Genomic DNA, 18,671 nt, shown 5'->3' on the forward strand with positions numbered 1-18,671 from the left:
TACCCACCTGCGGTTCACGTTGACCCTCTAGGCTCGCTCCATGCGCCGATCGATCCTCTTAGCGGTTGGAGCACGCGCCGTCCGATCGCTCACGGCCGCCCGCTCGTACCGCGGCCGCTTCCCCATCCGCGACCAGAACAGTGCCTTCCTCGGCCCCGAACCCCGGGGCAAGGACGCCCGCCGATGGCACATCCGCGACAAGCGCAAACTCTCACCGAGGCTGCGCGAATTCTTCCTCTACTCCCCCGCCCTCGGCCGCACTGTCGGAGTCCGCGTCCTCCTGCCCGGCATCCCCGCCGAGGTCAGCCCCGTCATCCACCTCTTCCACGGCGGCGGCGACGACTTCCGCTCATGGACGGACTTCGGTGCCGCAGAGGAGCTCACCGCCGACACCCCGTACCTCGTCGTCATGCCCGACGGCGGCGCCGGCACCTATTCGCGGGTCGCCGTCGGCAGCGAAGTCCACGACTGGCCGACGTTCCACACCACCGAGATCCCCGAGTTCCTCGCCAAGACCTATTCGATCGACACCGACCGGGAGTCCCAGCTGCTCGCCGGCCTGTCGATGGGCGGCTACGGGGCGATGAAGTACGCCGCCTGGCACCCCGATCGCTACGGTGCGGCCGCGGCGTTCTCCTCCCCGCTCGACCCGCTCACCGCGGTGCCGGCCTTCGACATCATCGCGATGCGCGAGGGCGCCCGGTCGATGTCGGTCTTCGGCGATCGCGACGCCGACCGCAGCGAATGGATCGCGAACTCGCCCTACGGACTGGCCGAGAACCTCCGCGACATCGACCTGTGGTTCAGCGCCGGATCGGGCAGTCTCGAGGAGACGAAGGACCGGGACCTCCTCGAGACGCTCGTCAACCAGCAGGGCGAGCGCTTCTCCGCCCGCCTCAACGCTCTGGGCATCCGGCATTCGTGGTTCCCCCGCAGCACCGGCCTGCACAACTGGACGAGCTGGCAGCGCGAACTCGGAGCATGGCTGACAACACTCGACCGGCACCGGAACTACGAGAGCTCGCAGACCTCCCGCCGCCGTGGGACCGAGAGCTCGCGCGTCGCCGACGGCGGCGAGTTCTCCTACCTCACCGGCCATGCCCTCTTCGACATCCACGGCTGGCGGGTCGAGATCTCTCGACGCCGCGCACAGATCGTGCGCTTCGGCTCGGTGTCGGCCGCCGGCTTCTCCCTCACCGGGACCGGCAGCTTCCGTGTGCGCACCCCCGACCTCTTCCAACCGGGACGCAAATACGACATCACGGTCACCGGCCCGACCGGGATCAACGAGTATCCGCAGCGGGCGGACAAGAAGGGACGGCTGACGTTCACCGGTCGCCTCGCCGCGGCGATGCACGACCCGATCATCCCCGGCAAGCGCACTCAGCACTTCGCCACCCACGGACAGGAGGAGATCACGACGGTCCGGATCGCCTCGGCGCAGGAACCGGAGCCGGAGGTGACCAGCGCAGACACCGCCCACCCTGACTCGGCCGGCCCCCAGGACCGGATCGCAGATGTGTCCGACCCGCCGACGGTTGTGCCTGATCCGGCACAACCGCGCGGGTCTGCGCGCTGAGGCCTCGACTACGATTGAACTCAGCCGCACCACCCAGCGGTTTCACAGGCACCACCCCTCCAGCCGACCGTGCTGGCCGAACTTTGACTCGAAAGGTCGACCAATGAAACGCGCACTGCCCGTCATCGCACTCGCCGCCGGACTCGCCCTCACCGGCTGCACCAGCGGCGGTTCGTCCGACTCCGCCGACTCCGGCTCCGGCTCGCAGCCGGCCGCTGAGGAGACCCAGCAGTCCACCCAGCTCGACGAGGCTGCTCTGAAGAACATCATCGACACCACCCAGTTCGACGGCAAGACGTTCAAGACGGTCGACACCAGCGCGATCTCGAGCGGAGAAGCCGCGAAGGCCCTCGAACAGGCCCAGTTCGAGCCCGCCGAGTGCAAGGACCTCGCGATGGCCGGACTCAACGCCGCGCAGGCGACGAACGGCACGACCGTTGCAGGTATTGCGTCCGACAACTCGATGTCAATCGGCCTCTCGAGCTTCCCTGACGAAGCAGCAGCTACCGAACAGCTCTCGACCTCAAGTGCAATCACCGAGAAGTGCAACGACGTGACCATGAATACGCAGGGCATGGAGATGCAGATGACGACAGAGGCATTTGACGCTTCTGTCCCCGGTGCCGATGAATCCACGGGCGTCCGAATCGCGTACAGCTTCGGTGACCAAGAGATGTCGTCGAACGACGCCGTTTACGCGAGGGTTGGCAACACTGTTGCTTCGGCCGCAAATCTGTCCCCCAACGGTGACGAGCAGGACGCCGTCAAGGTGGCCGAGGAAGCCGTCAAGGCCGTCCAGGCCGCCGGCTGACCTCTCCTGCTCGGGCCCCACAGATACTCCAGTCGCTGTGGGGCTCGGCGCTCAATCCTTCAGAAGCGTCGCTGAGGGGTCATTCATCCGAAACAAGGTTGGTGCTGTCCTGCGCCGGCAGCTCTGATCGCTTTGCGGCCCGCGGATCCTCCTGGAATCTCTGCATCAGATCGATGATCTGGCCGGGTGCCACGACAGAGTTGCCTTCCTTCGACTTCGGCAGGCGCAATGCAATCAAGCGAGACGGTTCGGGCAACGTATCCTCCGCCAGAATCAGATTATGGATGCTGCCGAGATACTCGTGGACTCGCTCGTCCTCAAACCAGGTGAAGCCAACATAGTCCTCTGACACCGCAAGCGGGTCAAAGCCCCAGTGGGCATATCGCCTGGCTCTTTCGTCGTCGAAGCGCGTGTCGGCCTTGAACCTTCGGACACGACTGCGGCGATATGCAACCAGGAAAACCACCAATGCGACGAAAAACATCGTCGGCAGGGTGAACAGGATGACGAAGAGAATGACATCCGCAATCGTGCCTTCACCCCATCCATTGTTCGAGCTCACCTCGGTGAACGCGTATACAGATATCCACACCGATATGAATGCAATGAGCAGTGCCAGGAGCGCGGCGACGAGAAGAGGGATCTGCCTCAACTGCCCAGCTCTCGACTTGAATCGTTTCACTTCTTCCGGAGGGACAGCCTGGCGCGCCCTTTCGACTTCCATGGACCACGCGGAAACCCACATCTCTTGCCTGACCTGAAAGACGTGCAGCAACCGTTCGGCGTCGGCCTTCCATTGAAAGTAAGCGCGACCATCGGCCGTCTGGCGCCACATAGACAGCTGATAGTGTCTCTCAGCCTCCGCCCGCTGACGCTCGAGTTCGAGCTGCTCAGCCTGCATCGCCACCTGTCGGGACGAGTTCACCGCCGCGGCGACGTTTGCCACAGTATTGATCTTGTTGACGCGGTTGATCTCTGCCAGCTGTTCGGCGCTCTCCTCCGACAACCGCTCGACGTTCTTCATAGCCTTGAAGTACTCGTTGGACATTTGCGCAATTCTTCCTTTCAAAGTCGAAATGTTTCATCACTCCACATTCGAGGAGAAGAGCTCGCGGTCAATTGAATTCTCATGCAACTGCCGACAATCAACTCGTCGGTCAGCTATCCCCACGAGGACTATCTTGACAGAGACCCGTCGCGCCTAGATATACATCTTTAAGCGTCACATCGAGCAATGTATTCCTCAAGTTCTTTATCATCATCATCACGTCTGAAATCCTCAACCGGCGCATAATCTCGCTCATCAAGCCCGACAAGCATCTTGAAGCCTTCGGAATGGTCACCCTCGCTGAAGTCAGGCGCTATCGGATCACCCTTGACCGACGGACATACAGTTGCGTTGTAGACCTTAGTTCTCATACTCCATGCATAGTCGCCGGAAGTCGCCGCATAGGCAGGATCAACAGTGCTCAGCGAGATCCATCGTCCGATGACGATCAGTGTCTCCCGATCCCTGTCGTCCTTTACCCAGTAGGCGGTCCGGGTGAACAATGTGACAGTCACTCCCATACCATCGGCAACTGGTTCGATATCTGCGTTCCACCCGTATGCAAACCGGGAGTCGTCCCCGATAACGAACGCTTTGTCGATCGGCTGCACGAATGCCAATGGCCAAGCGAATGTTTTGCTTTCGTCCTTTTTGTCCAGTTCCATCTGATCAGTCATGTAACCGCTCAGTTTCCCGGGGGCCTCAGACACGAGCTCTTCTGCCTGGCCTTCAAATTCTTCTTTGGAACCCGCCTGCTGAGCGGCGAGTTGCACGTTCATCAGATCCTTGACGTCACTACTCACCAACGACACCAGATCTCCGCTGAATGGCCCGATATTCTCAGCAAACGGCTCAATCGTCGCCTCGTTGAGAAGTGGCCAGGATTCAACGGACTTCACGACAGACTGCGGCACCAGCTCATCCTTTTGCGAAGGTGACTGCATCTGTTCTGGAGGGGCACTTGGTTCAGCGCAAGCTGAGAGGGTCAACGAGAGAGCGGCAACAGCGCAGAGAAGTGCTCTATGCATTCAAGAATCCTAAGTACAGTCGGGATGACCTGCGACGACGATCGCATTCATTACTTCTTTAGTCTTCCGGACCGCCGATTCAGAGTCACACCACTGAAAACTGATGTAATGAAATTGTTACAATTAGCTACTCCGTCGCCCTTCAAATCAAACATTCATCCCACCGCAATGAAAGTGCTTCCACGTCGGCACAGTCATTCCACGGCTGTCATATTCACCAGCTGATCGACGTGCCGTTTCAACGCGGAGGCCATTCGCCAGTGCCCAGGGTCAGTGACTCTGCCAGTGCCTGAGTGCTAGTCAATGACCGCACGCAGGACGTCCCAGCACTCCTGAGCTCGGGCCGCCCACCACGCCGATCGCCCCGGATCCGCAGCCAACGCCTCAAGGCGCTGCGGATCCGGGGCGATTCGCGTCACCGGGATCCGCCCGTCGACGGGTACCAGCCCGCCTGCGACGACATCGGTGGCGAAGAGGCGCGCTGTCCCCAGCCCGCAGGCGGGATGCTCACCGAGGATGCTCCTGCTCGTCTGCGTGCGCGGCAGCCGGGCGGCGAGTTCGGCCCCGGCGGCCAATCCGACCGAGGATTCGAGCGCCGACGACACGACGGCCGGCAGCCCCGACCGTTCGACGATCTCCGCAGCCGCGGCGACCCCGCCGAGCGGTTGGACCTTGACGATGACGATCTCGGCCGCCCCGAGTGCCGCGACCCGCAGCGGGTCCTCGGCTTTGCGGATCGACTCGTCGGCCGCCAACCGCACCGGCAGTCCCCGGTCGGCGAGCCGCTCCCGCAACCGGGCGAGGTCCTCGACCCCGGGGACGGGCTGTTCGAAGTACTGAAGATCGAACTCCGCGAACGCCTCGCTCGCCTCGACCGCCTCGGCGAGGGAGTACTTCGCATTCGCATCGAGCCGAAGCACCACCTCGGGGAAGAGACGTCGCAGCTCGCGCAGCCGTGCGAGATCCTCCGGCAGTGAGGCGAGACCGTGCTCGGCGACCTTCGCCTTGACCGTGCTCACGGTCCCATAGCGGGCGAGGATCGCCTCGACCTCATCGACACCGGCCGCCGGCAGGGTGGCATTGACCTCGACGAACGCAGGCTCATCGGCAGGGCTATCGGGAACATCGCCGCGAGCACCGTGAATCGGTTCCCGCCCCGGCACCGGGAGTCCGGCGAACTCGAGGGCCGCCTGCAACCAGCGGGAGGATTCGCGAGCGTCGTATTCGACGAACGGGGAGAACTCCGCCCAACCCGCAGGGCCTTCGAAGAGAAGGATCTCGCGCTCGGTGATGCCCCGGAAGCGCGTGACCATCGGCAGCCGCAGGACATGGACCCGGGGCACGAGGTCGGCGAAGGAGACGGGGAGATCACGGGCGGAGACGACCATGGGCACACCCTACCCGGACGGCAGCTCCGAGCGATGCCTGCCGCCGCGTTAGGCTTGAGGTCATGACCGTCTCTGACATCTTCGATCCCACCCGGTGGCGCGAGGTCTCCGGCTTCGACTTCACCGACATCACCTACCACCGGGCGATCGACGCGGACGGCCAGGACATCGGCGCCGTCCGCATCGCCTTCGACCGGCCCGAGGTCCGCAACGCCTTCCGCCCCCACACCGTCGACGAGCTCTACCGGGCCCTCGACCACGCCCGCCAGACCCCGGACGTCGGCGCCGTCCTCCTCACCGGCAACGGCCCGAGTCAGAAGGACGGCGGCTGGGCGTTCTGCTCCGGCGGCGACCAGCGCATCCGCGGCCGCTCCGGCTACCAGTACGCCGAGGGCGAGACCCGCGAGACCGTCGACCCGGCCCGTGCCGGACGCCTCCACATCCTCGAGGTCCAGCGCCTCATCCGCACGATGCCCAAGGTCGTCATCGCCGTCGTCCCCGGGTGGGCCGCCGGCGGCGGGCACAGCCTCCACGTCGTGTGCGACATGACGATCGCCTCACGCGAGCATGCGAAGTTCAAGCAGACCGACGCCGACGTCGGATCCTACGATGCCGGCTACGGCTCGGCCTACCTCGCGAAGATGGTCGGGCAGAAGAAGGCGCGCGAGATCTTCTTCCTCGGCCGCACCTACTCGGCCCAGGAGATGGCCGATATGGGCGCGGTCAACGAGGTCGTCGACCATGCCGAGCTCGAGACCGCGGCACTGGACATGGCCAACGAGATCCTCGGCAAGTCCCCGAACGCGCAGCGGATGCTCAAGTTCGCCTTCAACCTCGTCGATGACGGCCTCATGGGCCAGCAGGTCTTCGCCGGTGAGGCTACGCGCCTGGGCTACATGACCGACGAAGCCGTCGAAGGCCGGGACGCCTTCCTCGAGAAGCGCGACCCCGACTGGTCGTCCTACCCCTGGTACTACTGAGCCGCTGCCGATGACCCCGCTCGACCTTCCGGACGCGATCAACCGGGCCCTGGCCGGGGAGTCGATCCTCATCCTCCCGCAGGCCCGGACCGGTGCCGTCACCGAGGTGGCCCCTGACCGCTGGTTGAGCCCCGGTGACGCCCCCGCGCTCATCCTCTTCACCTCGGGGTCGACGGGGGCGGCGAAGGCCGTCGCGCTCTCCGCTCACGCCCTGACCGCCTCGGCGCGGGCCACCGAACGATTCCTCTCCGGACCCGGCCGCTGGCACCTCACGCTGCCGGTCAACCACATCGCCGGCTTCCAGGTCGAACTCCGCGCCCGACTGGCCGGAGAGGATCCGGTGCGCGCAGCTGCGGGCCCGTTCACCGCACAAGCCTTCGCCGCGGAGGTCGCCGAGCTCGTCGCCCGGGGTGACGACCGCCCCCGCTACACCTCCCTCGTGCCCACGCAGCTGCACCGGGTCCTCGCCGACCCGGCCGCCACCTCGGCGGCGGCGACGTTCACGGCCATCCTCCTCGGCGGCTCCGCGATCTCTCCTGCCCTCCTCGACGCGGCAGCGGCCGCGGACCTGCGGATCGTGCGGACGTACGGGATGTCGGAGACCGCGGGCGGCTGCGTCTACGACGGCGTCGCCTTCGACGGGGTCACCGTGACGATCACCGAGGCGGGCACGATCGACCTCACCGGACCCGTCGTCGCCGACGCCTACGTCGACGTCACAGCGGACGGGACCATCGTCCCCCGCGACTCCCTCGCCCTGACCGGCCCGGTGGGCGGGCGGACGATCCACACGAGTGATCTCGGGCACCTCGACGACGGTGTGCTCAGCGTCCTCGGCCGGGTCGACGACGTCATCGTCTCCGGTGGGGAGAACGTCTCCCCGCACGCGCTCGAGACGGCACTGCTGCCGGTGTGGCAGCCCCACGGAGTCGCCGAGGTGCTCGTCACCGCGGTCGCGGACGCGGAGTGGGGGCGGCGCATCGTCGCCCTCGTCCGCCTCGCCGACGACACTGCCGGTGCCGGGCAGCTGCGCGGCCTGTCCCCGACCGAACGCGGCCGGCGGCTGCGCGCCCTGGCGCCCGCCGAGGCGGGGACGATGCTTCCCCGCGAGGTCATCGTCGTCGACGAGATCCCGGCTCGCTCGATCGGCAAACCCGACCGCCGGAGGGCCGCCGAGGTGGCCGAAAGCCTGCTTGCCCGACCCCATAGTTGAATTTCGCATCAAATGATCTCTCGGTAATATGAGACGGTTCACCGAATCGCTAGGAAGGCACTCGACCCCTATGGCAACTGCCGCGCAATGGATCTCCGGAGCGCGACTGCGGACGCTGCCGCTCGCCGTCGCCCCCGTGCTCATCGGCACCGGAGCGGCGATCGGCTCGGTCGGGGGCTTTACCTCGTTCATCATCGGCGACTATTCGACGAGCGGTCCCGACGTGTCGCTGTCCTCGATCCTCTTCAAGGGCCTCCTCGCCCTCATCGTCTCGCTCTGCCTGCAGATCGGCTCGAACTTCGCCAACGACTACTCCGACGGGATCCGCGGCACCGACGATGTGCGCGTCGGTCCTGTGCGGCTGACCGCGACCGGGCTGGCGGAGCCGGCGACGGTCAAGCGGGCCGCGTTCCTCTGCTTCGGCATCGCCGGGCTCGTCGGCATCGCCCTCGTCCTCATCTCCCAGGCCTGGTGGTTCCTCATCGTCGGCGCCGCCGCGGTAGCCGCGGCGTGGTTCTACACCGGCGGGAAGCGCCCGTACGGGTACATGGGCCTCGGCGAGGTGTTCGTCTTCATCTTCTTCGGGCTCGTCGCCACGCTCGGGACGATGTGGATGCAGGTGGGGACGCTGAGCCTGAGCGGATGGGCCGGCGCCGTGTCGATGGGGCTGCTCGCCTCGGCGGTGCTCATGGTCAACAACCTCCGTGACATCCCCACCGACACCGAGGCGGGCAAGATCACCCTGGCCGTGCGCCTCGGCGACCAGCGGGCGCGGGTCGCCTACGCCGTGCTCGTCCTCGCACCGTTCGCGCTGCTGGCGCTCGCGATCCTCGACGGGCATCCGGCTGCGGCGCTGGCGATCCTCGCGCTCGTGCCCGCGCTCTCACCGCTGAAGACGGTGCTGGGAGGCACGACGGGTGCCGGTCTCATTCCGACGATCAAGTCGACGGGACTGACGGCGCTGTGCTTCGCCGCGCTCATGGCGCTCGGGTTGGCGCTGTAGCTCGAGGTCTGCCCCCAACGCAGTCGGCCGGTGTCCCCGCGGGGACACCGGCCGACTGCGTTGGATGAGGATCAGCGCCGTTTGGCGTCGGGAGCCTCGGCATCGGTCGTGCGGTCGGGGGTCGGCGCTTCGGTCGAGCCTGCGGCGGTCTGGGGCTCGGTGGTAGTCCCTGACTCTGCGGGACGCTGGGTCTCGGCGGGGTTCTGGGTCTCAGCCTTCGCCTTGGCGGTCTCAGCCGAGGAGCCAACTGCGGACTTCTTCGACGATTCCGTCGGCTTCGTCGCCGGTCCAGCCGCCTCGGCGTCCTGGGCGGAGACAGTGTCCTGGGCGGAGACAGTGTCCTGGGCGGAGACAGTGTCCTGGGCGGAGACGTTCTCGTCGACGAGGGTGTCCTCGAACGACTCGTCCTGGCCCTTGCGCTTCTTCGTCTTCGCGCGCTTGGCCAGCCGGTTCTCGATGTCGCCTGCGACCTTCGCCCGCATTCCGCCGAGCACAAGGTAGCTGATGAGCGCGCCGATGAAGATCGCCGCGACGGCCATGACGAGTGTGAACCCGAGGAAGGGTTGGAGAACGAGCCCGACGGCGACGATGATTCCCAGCCGGGCGAGGGTGTAGATCCAGAAGCTGCGCATTGCACCTATTCTAGTCGGGACTGTCTGCGTGGATTCTCAGAACTCGGGCCGGGATCGGCGACGAGGGCGAGACGCGACGAAAGGGCAACACTGCCTGTCGAAACCGGTCGCCCTGCGACTGAGCTGGTCTTCAGGTTAGTCGACTATCCTTGATGCATGGCTCGAGTACTCATTGCCGGGATAGTCCTAGCGGCAGCGATCACACTGTACGGACTCTTCGACTGTCTGCTGCGCGATCGGAGTCTCGTCCGAGTCCTGCCCAAGCCTGTCTGGGCGCTCATCATCCTCCTCATTCCGATCATCGGCTTCGTCCTCTGGTACATCTTCGGACGCGGTTCCGAGGCCAAGCCCGACCCGTCACCGAGGCGCAGCGGCCCGACCGCTCCCGACGACGATGAGGACTACCTCCGCCAGGTCGACCGCGAGGTCAAGCTCGGCAAGCATCGTCCGCGGGACGACGAACCCACGGACTCCGAGACCCCTCCCCCGGGTGACACCCTCGATCCCGAGGACCGCCCCGATGACCAGGAGTCCGGCGACGAGCACGGCTCGGAAGGCAGCAAGGGCGAGGGCCGCGGCCACTCGAACTGAGCATCGCCCGGCCTGCGTGAGATGGCGGCCTGCTCAGACCGAATCGGTCGCAGGTCCGTGACCCCGACGCAGAGTCGTTGATCGTTGGACTTTCCTCAGTGCAGAACCGCTGACGGCGGGTGAACCGAGTCTGACCGCGTGAGCACGTCACCACGCAAATCCTCCGTTGCCCTGCGCTGGCACGACATCCGTTGCCCTGTGTAGGCACGCTTCAGCGCCGCGTTGATTGGGGCAGACCGGCTCTTCCGGATGCAGCTTCGCGTCCACCACGCTGCGGTCAGAGTTTCAGTCGCAGCAGTATCGGTCACAGGCGCGGGCCCGGTTTCGAGCGCCAGCGGCCGCCCGACTGACCGGAGATAGACGCCGCTTCGCGCGCCGACCGGCACAGCACCCCCGTCGCGCGGCAGACAGCGAAAAGTGGTCACAGAACCGAGGGAGAAGCGCCGAATCGGCACGATCTCCTCGGTTCTGTGACCACATTCGGCACTGCACAGCAGAGGCCGGGCGGAACGGCGCGACATCCGACGCGCTGAAGACCCGGGCACGTCACTGCTCAAGGACCGACGGGCGGCACTGCGCAGCAGAGGCCGAACGGCACCGCGCAACGGAGGTCAGGCCGTCAGGCCGGCGGGCGGCGCCCCACAGCGGACCTCAGGCCGTCGGCCCGATCACCGTCCGCCCACGACCGTCAGCCGAGGCCGGAGTACGAGTGCAGGCCGTTGAAGTAGACGTTGACGACGGTGAAGTTGAAGAACACCGTGGCGATGCCGATGAGGTTGAGCACGGCCACCTTCGTCGGGCCCCATCCGCGGGTCGCCCGCGCGTGGAGGTACGCGGCGTAGACGACCCAGACGACGAACGTCCAGATCTCCTTCGTGTCCCAGCCCCAGTAGCGGCTCCAGGCGACCTCGGCCCAGATGGCGCCGGCGATGAGGGTGAACGTCCACGTGATGAAGCCGACGGCCGCGATCGTGTAGGAGAACCGCTCGAGCTCGGTGCTCGAGGGCAGACGGCGCATGAACCGCAGCCACTTCGGGTCCTTCGTCTCGCTGACGGTCTTGAGTATCTGGAAGACCGCGAGGATCGCCGAGATCGACAGCAGCGCCGTCGAGAGGATCGCGATCGGCACATGGATGGCGATCCAGTACGAATCGAGGGCGGGGATGAGCTGGGCGGCCGGAGTGTAGAAGACCGTGATCGCGAGACCCAGGCACAGCAGGACGCCGCCGGAGACGAACGTTCCGAGGTAGCGGATGTCCTTGCGGGTGAGCACGATGAGGTAGACGAGGACGGTGATCGCCGTGGCGGTGAGGACGTACTCCATCATGTTGCCCCACGGCACGCGCATCACCGACAGGGTGCGGGTGATGACCGAGCCGATGTGGAGGACGACGGCGAGCACGATGAGCGACGTGCCGATGCGCGCCGCGCGGCGCCGCTTGGCATCGGAGGCCGACAGCTCCTCGCCGGTGCCGTTGTCTCCGGCGTGGTCATCAGCGCCGGGACGGTCGAGGAGCGCCGTCGCGGTCTTCCGGTTGGTGCGGCGCACCGTGCTCGACTTCGCGCCGGCCGCCACCGTGTCGGACTTCGACTTCTTCAGCTCCCGACCCCCGAAGAGATCGAAGGCCGAGAAGATCATCGCGACCGCGTAGACGATCATCGCGGAGACGATGAGCTGATTCGACCACATCGCCAGGTCGGTGTTGACGTCCATGTATCCTCCGCACCGTGAGGGTGCTCAATTCCTTGCGTCAGTGAATCTGCGTGCCCGTCTCAGGCGCACGTCCCCGATTCTACTCCGTGTAGTACCTCAGTTTGAAGCCGCGAGGACCATGCAGGCCCGCACTGCGGTCGCTCAGTCCTTCTTGTCCGTGTCCTCGGCACTCTCACTGCCGAGGTCCTTCGCGAGTTCCGTCGCCGCGCGCTCGACCATCGGATCCTCGCCACGGGCCAGAGCCGCCACCTCGACCTCGCCGTCCTTGACCCGCACCCACACGCGCCGGCGCGGAATGAACAGGGACAGTCCGAGTCCGAGGAGGACGAGCACGGAGCTGACGAACATGAGCAGCTGCGTCGGATCCTGCGAGATGTCGACGGCGATGAACCGCTTGACCCCGTCGAAGGTCACCGAACCGCCGTTGGGCAGCTCCTGGGTCTCCCCCGGCACGAGCTGGATGACGAGCGGGTTGCCGGCGGCATCCGTCATCTCCGTCATGTTCGAGGCATCGAGGGTGTAGACCGACTGCGGCTCTCCCGAGTCGAGTCCGAGGTCACCGGTGTACCCGCTCATCACGAGGTAGGGGTTGCGCAGCTCGGCGAAGTTCGACACGAGGTCGCCCTGCTCGTTCTGCGTGGCCGTCGGCAGCAGCACCCCGACGAAGCCCATCTGCGTGCCCGCGGCGTCGGGCACCTTGATCGCGCCCTCGGAGGTGTACCCGGGGTCGCCGTTGGCGGGAATGAAGACCTGCGGCCCGGATCGGACGACCTGGCCGGTCGCATCCCGCACCGTCACCTCGGGGGCGTACCCGTTGCCGGTGAGGTAGACGCCGGTGTCGGCGACGCGGATGGGCTCGTTGACCTTGAGCTGCTCGGTCTTCTCTACCCCGTCCGCCGAGGTCGTCACCGTGGCCTCGAAGGTGCGGGGCTGACCGAACTGGTTGCCCGGCGCGGCATCGTCGAAGCTCGAGGTGAACCGGTCGAGGGTGAGGCGGAACTGCGGCAGGTTGTCCGCGTTGTAGTACGTGCCCGGGTCGAAAGAGTCGTAGGCGACGAGCGAATTCGTGAACGTGTCGCCTTCGACGAGGATGCGCTGCCCCTCGTAGCCGAAGAGCGACCCGATCGAGATCGTCAGCGTCGTCATGAGGATCGCGATGTGGAAGACGAGGTTGCCGGTCTCGCGCAGGTAGCCGCGTTCGGCCGCGACATGGTCCCCGTGGCGCGAGGTGCGGTACCCGAGCTTCTTCAGCCGGGCCTGCGCGGCGTCGAGGAACTCCTCATCGTCAAGCTCCCCGTCCTTGACCTCCGCCGAGGTGAACGCCACGTATCCGGGCATCCGTCCCAGCCGCCTCGGCGCCTTGGGCGGTGCCGAGCGCATCGCCTTCCAGTGCTGGGACGTGCGCGGGACGATGCACCCGACGAGCGAGATCATGAGGAGGAGATAGACCGCGGAGAACCAGATCGACGAGTACACGTCGAACATGCCGATCGTATCGAGGAACGCTCCCCACGCCCCGTTCTCCTCGAGGAAGGTGTTGACGCGGGCCGGGTCCTGGATCCGCTGCGGGAGCAGGGAGCCGGGGATCGAGGCGAGCGCGAGGACGAGGAGGAGGATGAGGGCCACCCGCATCGTCGTCAGCTGCCGCCATGCCCACCTGCACATGCCGATGAAGCCGAGCTGCGGCTGCGTCACCTCCGACCGATCGGGCTTGCCCGCTCCCTTCGCCGAGGCGGTCCCTGCCTTGGAGGCGGCGCCGGCCTTCCCGGCAGGCGCGGCCTTCGCGCGGTCCGCGGCCGGCTGCTCCCGGCGAGGCTGCGCCTCGGCGGTGCCCGAGGTGTCGGCAGCCTGCTCGGGGGCCGCGTCCGTCGTGTTGCCAGCAGTCTTGTCTGCCACTAGATCACCACTTCAAATCCGGAGATGAGACCCTGCAGCGAGTTCATCCACTGGTTCCACAGTCCGATGGCCATGACGAAGCCGAGTGCGATGAGCATGACTCCGCCGATGCGGACGATCGTCGTCTGGTGCTCGCGCACCCAGTTCAGCCGACCGGCACCCTTGTGGATGGCGATCGCCAGGAGGATGAAGGGAATGCCGAGTCCGAGGCAGTAGACGAAGGCGAGGAACGCGCCCCGCCACAGGGTGCCGTCGGAGCCGAAGCTCAGCGACATCGTCAGCACCGCGGACAGGGTGGGGCCCACGCAGGGGGCCCAGCCGATGGCGAACGTCGCCCCGAGCACGGGAGCACCCCACAGTCCCGCCTTGGGCCGGGCGTGGATGCGCCGTTCCTTCTGGAGGAAGCCGAACGCGCCCATGAACACGAGTCCGGCGATCATCACCCCGACACCGAGGATGCGGATGAGGATGTCCTGGAACTGGGAGAACATCGCCCCGAGGGCGGAGAAGCCCGTGCCGAGGATGACGAAGACGACGGTGAAGCCGAGCACGAAGAGCGTGATGCCCGTGATCACCCGCCACGTCGCCTTGTCACGCAGCGACGAGCCGCTCAGCCCCGTGACGTAGCCGACGTAGCCGGGCACGAGCGGCAGCACGCACGGGGAGACGAAGGAGACGAGCCCGGCGAGTGCCGCGGCCCCGGCTGCGAGCAGGAGGGGACCACTGAGCACCGCCTGGGCGAACTCCGCCCCGATGCCGCTCACTCCGCCTGCACGTCCTCGATGAGTCCCTGCAGGGTCGACTTGTCGACGGCGCCGACGACACGGGCCGCGGCCCGGCCCTGCGCGTCGAGGATGACGGTCGAGGGCGTCGCCTGCGGGGGCAGGACGCCCGAGAGCAGGGCGACCATGTCGCCGTTCGTGTCGAGCATGTTCGGGTAGGGGATCTGGTAGTTCGAGATGAAGGCGTTGGCCTCCGCCGCCTGGTCACGGACGTTGACGCCGATGAACTGGGCGGAGTCGCCGAACTCCTCGGAGACCTCCTTGAGGTCGGGGGCCTCGACGCGGCACGGCGGGCACGCCGCATACCAGAGGTTGATGACGACCGGGGTCGGTCGCATGTCGGCGAGCGAGAGCTGCGAGCCGTCGAGGGTCTCGAAGGTCAGGTCGAGGGGTTCGCCGCGATCCTTGACCGCGACCTGGGAGACGACGCCGGAACCCGAGACGTAGCCCTGGTCGGAGCCCGCCTGTGCGGCGAGCTCATCGTTCTGGGTGCATGCGCTGAGGACGACTGCCGTGCCGGCGATGATGCCCGTGAGGACCGCCCGGCGACCGTACTGTCCGTTGCCGCCGATCATGCTCCCGCCACCGCGTGGCCCGGCTGCAGATCCGCGCAGAGATTCTCATAGCTCACGGACACCAGTGTGGACTTCTCAAATGTGAAACTCGTGACAGACGCGAGCGCGCACTCCCGTTTGCGCGGGTCATGGGCCAGCGGTCGCCCTTCGCCGGCCAGGCGCGCCATCCAGATCGGCAGCTGGTGGGAGACGATGACGCCGCTCGCCTCGGGCCCATGACCCTCGAGGCGGGCGCGCAGGCTCGCCATCGCCGCCTGCGTGCGCAGGGCGATCTGGCGGTACGGCTCACCCCACGAGGGCACCAGCGGGTTGTAGAGGCGCACGAGGTTCCGCGGCTGCGCGAGCGTGCGGGCGTTCATCGTCTGCCCTTCGAAGGAGTTCGCCGCCTCGATGACGCGGTCGTCGGTGAAGACGGGCATGTCGAGGTTCTCCGCCAGGGGCGCGATCGTCTGCTGCGCGCGCAGCAGCGGTGAGGCCACGAGCGCGTCGGGCGCATTGTCCTCCTGCGCGAAGTGCTCGCCGACCCGGCGGGCCATCTCATGCCCGCGCTCGGTCAGCCCGAAGCCGGGGATCCGACCGTAGAGGATGCCCTCGGGGTTGTCGACTTCGCCGTGGCGGACGAGGTGGATCGTGGTCATCGGCTCGGCTCTCCGTTCGCATCGGGGACGGCGGCAGCGGCCTTCGCAGCCGCCGGCAGCGCTGCGATGATCCGCTCGAGGATCTCATCGGTGTGGGCGTAGGAGAGGAACCACGCCTCGAATGCGCTCGGCGGCATGTGGATGCCTGAGTCGAGCATCGAATTGAAGAACGCGGAGTACCGGTCGACGTTCTGCGCGCGGGCATCGTCGTAGTCGACGACCTCGCCGTCGGTGAAGAAGACGGAGAACATCGAGTTCGCCGACTGGATCGTGTGCGCGACCCCTTCGGCCTCGAGCGCCGAGGCGACGGCGGGCCGGAGGATGTCCGCTGCCCGACCGAGGTGCGAGTAGACGTCGAGCTCGGTCGTGAGCTTGAGCGTGGCGAGTCCCGCGGCGGTGGCGACGGGATTGCCCGAGAGCGTGCCCGCCTGGTAGACGGGTCCGGCGGGGGCGAGGTGGGCCATGACATCGGCGCGACCGCCGAACGCCGCGGCCGGGAATCCGCCGCCCATGACCTTGCCGAAGGTGAAGAGATCGGCGGGCCCGTGCGGGTAGCCCAGGGTCTCCGACTCGTAGCCGTACCAGCCGGCGGCGGAGACGCGGAAGCCGGTCATCACCTCGTCGCTGATCATCAGCGCCCCGTGGGCCTTCGTGAGTTCGCGGATCGTGTTCGTGAAGCCGTTGCGCGGGGGCACGACCCCCATGTTGCCGGGGCTCGCCTCGGTGATGACGCAGGCGATCGACTCGCCGTGCTCGGCGAAGACCGCCCGCAGCGCCTCAGCGTCGTTGTAGGCGACGACGATCGTGTCCTCGGCCTGCGCCCCGGTGACCCCCGGGGTGTCGGGCAGGGAGAACGTCGCGAGCCCCGAACCGGCCTGGGCGAGCAGGGAGTCGACGTGACCGTGGTAGTTCCCGGCGAACTTCACGACCTTGTTCCGGCCGGTGTAGCCGCGGGCGAGGCGGATCGCGCTCATCGTCGCCTCGGTGCCCGACGAGACGAGGCGCACCTCGTCGACGGGGTCGATGCGGGAGACGATCTCCTCGGCGAGTTCGACCTCGCCGACCGACGGGGTGCCGAACGAGAAGCCCTTGACCGCGGCCTCCTGGACGGCGGCGACGACCTCGGGGCGGGAGTGGCCCATGATCATCGGACCCCACGACCCGATGAGGTCGATGTAGTCGTTGCCGTCGGCGTCGCGCAGCCACGCTCCGGTCGCCGAGGTGATGAAGCGCGGGGTTCCGCCGACCGCCCGGAACGCCCTGACCGGGGAGTTGACTCCGCCGGGGATGACGCGCTCCGCCCGTGCGAAGAGGGCGGCCGAGTTCTGGGTGGGTGAGGCGTCGGTCATGAGTTCTCCTTCGCGGTGAGGTGGCGGGCGACCTTGCCGAATGCGACGCCGAGCGTCGCCATCTCCTCAGGGGTGAGGAGGTCGACGAGGTTGCTGCGCACGCTCTCGACATGGGTGGGGGCGGCGGCGACGAGGAGGTCCCAGCCGGCGTCGGTCATCGCACAGTTGACGCCGCGGCCGTCCTCGGGGATCGGGCAGCGCGACAGCAGGCCCTTCTTCTCCATCCGGGCGACGCTGTGGGTCAGGCGCGAACGCGACATCGTCGTGTCCGAGGCAAGCAGGGCCATGCGCATCGATCGTCCCTCGTGTTCGCTCAGCCTCACGAGGATCTCGTATTCGGGCAGGCCGATGCCGAAGTTCTCCCGCAGATCGGCCTCGAGCTTCGCCCCGAGCAGGGAGCTGCCGGTGAGGTAGGAGCGCCAGGCGCGCTGGTCCGGCGGGGACAGCCAACGGGTCTCGCTCATCGCCGACCTCCGCTCAGCCACCGGCTGACCTCGGTCGCCCAGTACGTGAGGATCGCATCGGCGCCGGCCCGCTTGAACGCGATGAGGGACTCCTCGATCGCGCGGTCGCGGTCGATGGCCCCGGCGGCGGCCGCGAACTCGATCATCGCGTACTCCCCCGACACCTGGTACGTCCACACGGGCACCGGGGACTCCGCGGCCACCTCGGCGAGGACGTCGAGGTAGGGCAGGCCGGGTTTGACCATGACGATGTCGGCGCCCTCGGCGAGGTCGAGGTCGAGCTCGTGCATCGCCTCGCGTCCGTTCGCCGGATCCTGCTGGTAGGTCTTGCGGTCCCCGACGAGCTCGGAGTCGACGGCTTCGCGGAAAGGTCCGTAGAACGCCGAGGCGTACTTCGCGGTGTAGCCCATGACGACGACGTCGGTGAAGCCGTGGTCGTCGAGCGCCTCCCGGCACACGCCGACCTGTCCGTCCATCATGCCTGAGAGCCCGAGGACGTGGGCACCGGCGCGGGCCTGCGCGACGGCCATCGAAGCGTAGCGTTCGAGCGTCGCATCGTTGTCGACGCGGCCGGCCTCGTCGAGCACGCCGCAGTGGCCGTGCGAGGTGAACTCGTCGAGGCAGAGGTCGGCCATGATGACGGTGTCGTCGCCGAACTCGTCGCGCAGCATCCGCAGCGCCCGGTTGAGGATGCCCTCGGGGTCATCGGCGGCCGAGCCGCGTTCGTCGCGGACGGTGGGGATGCCGAAGAGCATGAGTCCCCCGACGCCGGCGTCGACGGCCTCGCGGGCGGCCTCCCGCAGCGACGTCAGCGTGTGCTGGACGACGCCGGGCATCCCGGTCAGCGGCGCGGGCTCCTCCAGCGACTCCTTGACGAACATCGGCAGGATGAGGTCGGCGGGGGTGAGGTGGACCTCGGAGACGAGGCGGCGGAGGGCCGCGGTCGACCGCAGGCGACGGGGACGGACGATGGGAGCCAT

Annotated in this window: 18 protein-coding genes; 6 read left to right on the forward strand and 12 right to left on the reverse strand. The window is 67.0% G+C overall.

The window, feature by feature from the left end:
* Positions 1-40 precede the first annotated feature (40 nt).
* Positions 41-1,579, forward strand: coding sequence for an alpha/beta hydrolase (locus FJ887_RS13350; protein WP_137825376.1), 1,539 nt, complete (start codon positions 41-43; stop codon positions 1,577-1,579).
* Between the two features lie 103 nt (positions 1,580-1,682).
* On the forward strand, positions 1,683-2,390 hold the full coding sequence (locus FJ887_RS13355) for a hypothetical protein (protein ID WP_137825375.1): 708 nt from the start codon (positions 1,683-1,685) through the stop codon (positions 2,388-2,390).
* 79 nt (positions 2,391-2,469) lie between these two features.
* On the opposite strand, the gene FJ887_RS13360 is transcribed toward FJ887_RS13355, so the two are convergent.
* The 3 genes from FJ887_RS13360 to FJ887_RS13370 form a co-directional block, all read right to left on the reverse strand.
* Positions 2,470-3,438 carry a hypothetical protein gene (locus tag FJ887_RS13360; RefSeq protein ID WP_137825374.1) on the reverse strand — a complete coding sequence of 323 codons (969 nt, stop codon included), beginning with the start codon at positions 3,436-3,438 and terminating at the stop codon, positions 2,470-2,472.
* 167 nt (positions 3,439-3,605) lie between these two features.
* Positions 3,606-4,352, reverse strand: coding sequence for a hypothetical protein (locus tag FJ887_RS13365; RefSeq protein WP_137825373.1), 747 nt, complete (start codon positions 4,350-4,352; stop codon positions 3,606-3,608).
* A gap of 410 nt (positions 4,353-4,762) precedes the next feature.
* Positions 4,763-5,854, reverse strand: coding sequence for an o-succinylbenzoate synthase (locus FJ887_RS13370; RefSeq protein ID WP_137825372.1), 1,092 nt, complete (start codon positions 5,852-5,854; stop codon positions 4,763-4,765).
* Between the two features lie 62 nt (positions 5,855-5,916).
* Between FJ887_RS13370 and FJ887_RS13375 the strand changes: the two genes are divergently transcribed.
* From FJ887_RS13375 to FJ887_RS13385, 3 genes are all read left to right on the forward strand, one after another.
* On the forward strand, positions 5,917-6,834 hold the full coding sequence (locus tag FJ887_RS13375; RefSeq protein ID WP_140955512.1) for a 1,4-dihydroxy-2-naphthoyl-CoA synthase: 918 nt from the start codon (positions 5,917-5,919) through the stop codon (positions 6,832-6,834).
* A 10-nt stretch (positions 6,835-6,844) separates the two neighbouring features.
* A complete protein-coding gene (locus FJ887_RS13380; RefSeq protein WP_140955511.1) occupies positions 6,845-8,047 on the forward strand; it encodes an AMP-binding protein in 1,203 nt (400 codons plus the stop codon).
* 70 nt (positions 8,048-8,117) lie between these two features.
* Positions 8,118-9,050, forward strand: coding sequence for a 1,4-dihydroxy-2-naphthoate polyprenyltransferase (locus FJ887_RS13385; protein ID WP_140955510.1), 933 nt, complete (start codon positions 8,118-8,120; stop codon positions 9,048-9,050).
* Positions 9,051-9,121: 71 nt separating this feature from the next.
* Here the strand turns inward: FJ887_RS13385 and FJ887_RS13390 are convergent, their stop codons facing one another.
* Positions 9,122-9,682: a DUF4229 domain-containing protein gene (locus FJ887_RS13390; RefSeq protein WP_250786246.1), complete on the reverse strand. Its 561-nt coding sequence runs from the start codon at positions 9,680-9,682 to the stop codon at positions 9,122-9,124.
* A gap of 156 nt (positions 9,683-9,838) precedes the next feature.
* On the opposite strand from FJ887_RS13390, the gene FJ887_RS13395 reads away from it, so the two are divergent.
* Positions 9,839-10,273 (forward strand): PLDc N-terminal domain-containing protein, encoded by a 435-nt coding sequence (locus FJ887_RS13395; protein ID WP_140955509.1) that lies wholly within the window; start codon positions 9,839-9,841, stop codon positions 10,271-10,273.
* A gap of 688 nt (positions 10,274-10,961) precedes the next feature.
* Here the strand turns inward: FJ887_RS13395 and ccsB are convergent.
* The 8 genes from ccsB to hemB all read right to left on the reverse strand — a co-directional run bounded on the left by ccsB (position 10,962) and on the right by hemB (position 18,671).
* On the reverse strand, positions 10,962-11,987 hold the full coding sequence (ccsB, locus tag FJ887_RS13400) for a c-type cytochrome biogenesis protein CcsB (RefSeq protein ID WP_140955508.1): 1,026 nt from the start codon (positions 11,985-11,987) through the stop codon (positions 10,962-10,964).
* 141 nt (positions 11,988-12,128) lie between these two features.
* The gene (resB, locus tag FJ887_RS13405; protein WP_250786247.1) at positions 12,129-13,883 is read right to left on the reverse strand and encodes a cytochrome c biogenesis protein ResB; all 1,755 of its coding nucleotides are present in this window, start codon (positions 13,881-13,883) and stop codon (positions 12,129-12,131) included.
* Positions 13,883-14,638, reverse strand: coding sequence for a cytochrome c biogenesis CcdA family protein (locus FJ887_RS13410; RefSeq protein ID WP_137825380.1), 756 nt, complete (start codon positions 14,636-14,638; stop codon positions 13,883-13,885). The genes resB and FJ887_RS13410 overlap by 1 nt, the downstream gene beginning before the upstream one ends.
* 5 nt (positions 14,639-14,643) lie before the next feature.
* Positions 14,644-15,240: a TlpA family protein disulfide reductase gene (locus FJ887_RS13415; protein ID WP_140955507.1), complete on the reverse strand. Its 597-nt coding sequence runs from the start codon at positions 15,238-15,240 to the stop codon at positions 14,644-14,646.
* Positions 15,237-15,878, reverse strand: a complete 642-nt coding sequence (locus FJ887_RS13420; RefSeq protein WP_137825363.1) for a histidine phosphatase family protein — start codon at positions 15,876-15,878, stop codon at positions 15,237-15,239. Before FJ887_RS13420 ends, FJ887_RS13415 begins: the two co-directional genes overlap by 4 nt.
* Positions 15,875-17,227: a glutamate-1-semialdehyde 2,1-aminomutase gene (gene hemL / locus FJ887_RS13425; protein WP_137825362.1), complete on the reverse strand. Its 1,353-nt coding sequence runs from the start codon at positions 17,225-17,227 to the stop codon at positions 15,875-15,877. The genes FJ887_RS13420 and hemL overlap by 4 nt, the downstream gene beginning before the upstream one ends.
* Positions 17,224-17,691, reverse strand: a complete 468-nt coding sequence (locus FJ887_RS13430; RefSeq protein WP_137825361.1) for a MarR family winged helix-turn-helix transcriptional regulator — start codon at positions 17,689-17,691, stop codon at positions 17,224-17,226. The genes hemL and FJ887_RS13430 overlap by 4 nt, the downstream gene beginning before the upstream one ends.
* Positions 17,688-18,671, reverse strand: a complete 984-nt coding sequence (hemB, locus tag FJ887_RS13435; RefSeq protein WP_137825360.1) for a porphobilinogen synthase — start codon at positions 18,669-18,671, stop codon at positions 17,688-17,690. Before hemB ends, FJ887_RS13430 begins: the two co-directional genes overlap by 4 nt.

Source organism: Brevibacterium sp. XM4083 (assembly GCF_006489205.2).
GTDB lineage: Bacteria > Actinomycetota > Actinomycetes > Actinomycetales > Brevibacteriaceae > Brevibacterium.

What these genes read in the sequence shown, in the direction of transcription:
- FJ887_RS13350 (WP_137825376.1), top strand. Translation starts at nt 41, where the DNA reads ATGCGCCGATCGATCCTCTTAGCGGTTGGAGCACGCGCCGTCCGATCG.
- FJ887_RS13355 (WP_137825375.1), top strand. Translation starts at nt 1,683, where the DNA reads ATGAAACGCGCACTGCCCGTCATCGCACTCGCCGCCGGACTCGCCCTC.
- FJ887_RS13360 (WP_137825374.1), bottom strand. Translation starts at nt 3,438, where the DNA reads ATGTCCAACGAGTACTTCAAGGCTATGAAGAACGTCGAGCGGTTGTCG.
- FJ887_RS13370 (WP_137825372.1), bottom strand. Translation starts at nt 5,854, where the DNA reads ATGGTCGTCTCCGCCCGTGATCTCCCCGTCTCCTTCGCCGACCTCGTG.
- FJ887_RS13375 (WP_140955512.1), top strand. Translation starts at nt 5,917, where the DNA reads ATGACCGTCTCTGACATCTTCGATCCCACCCGGTGGCGCGAGGTCTCC.
- FJ887_RS13380 (WP_140955511.1), top strand. Translation starts at nt 6,845, where the DNA reads ATGACCCCGCTCGACCTTCCGGACGCGATCAACCGGGCCCTGGCCGGG.
- FJ887_RS13385 (WP_140955510.1), top strand. Translation starts at nt 8,118, where the DNA reads ATGGCAACTGCCGCGCAATGGATCTCCGGAGCGCGACTGCGGACGCTG.
- FJ887_RS13390 (WP_250786246.1), bottom strand. Translation starts at nt 9,682, where the DNA reads ATGCGCAGCTTCTGGATCTACACCCTCGCCCGGCTGGGAATCATCGTC.
- FJ887_RS13395 (WP_140955509.1), top strand. Translation starts at nt 9,839, where the DNA reads ATGGCTCGAGTACTCATTGCCGGGATAGTCCTAGCGGCAGCGATCACA.
- ccsB (WP_140955508.1), bottom strand. Translation starts at nt 11,987, where the DNA reads ATGGACGTCAACACCGACCTGGCGATGTGGTCGAATCAGCTCATCGTC.
- FJ887_RS13415 (WP_140955507.1), bottom strand. Translation starts at nt 15,240, where the DNA reads ATGATCGGCGGCAACGGACAGTACGGTCGCCGGGCGGTCCTCACGGGC.
- FJ887_RS13420 (WP_137825363.1), bottom strand. Translation starts at nt 15,878, where the DNA reads ATGACCACGATCCACCTCGTCCGCCACGGCGAAGTCGACAACCCCGAG.
- hemL (WP_137825362.1), bottom strand. Translation starts at nt 17,227, where the DNA reads ATGACCGACGCCTCACCCACCCAGAACTCGGCCGCCCTCTTCGCACGG.
- FJ887_RS13430 (WP_137825361.1), bottom strand. Translation starts at nt 17,691, where the DNA reads ATGAGCGAGACCCGTTGGCTGTCCCCGCCGGACCAGCGCGCCTGGCGC.
- hemB (WP_137825360.1), bottom strand. Translation starts at nt 18,671, where the DNA reads ATGGCTCCCATCGTCCGTCCCCGTCGCCTGCGGTCGACCGCGGCCCTC.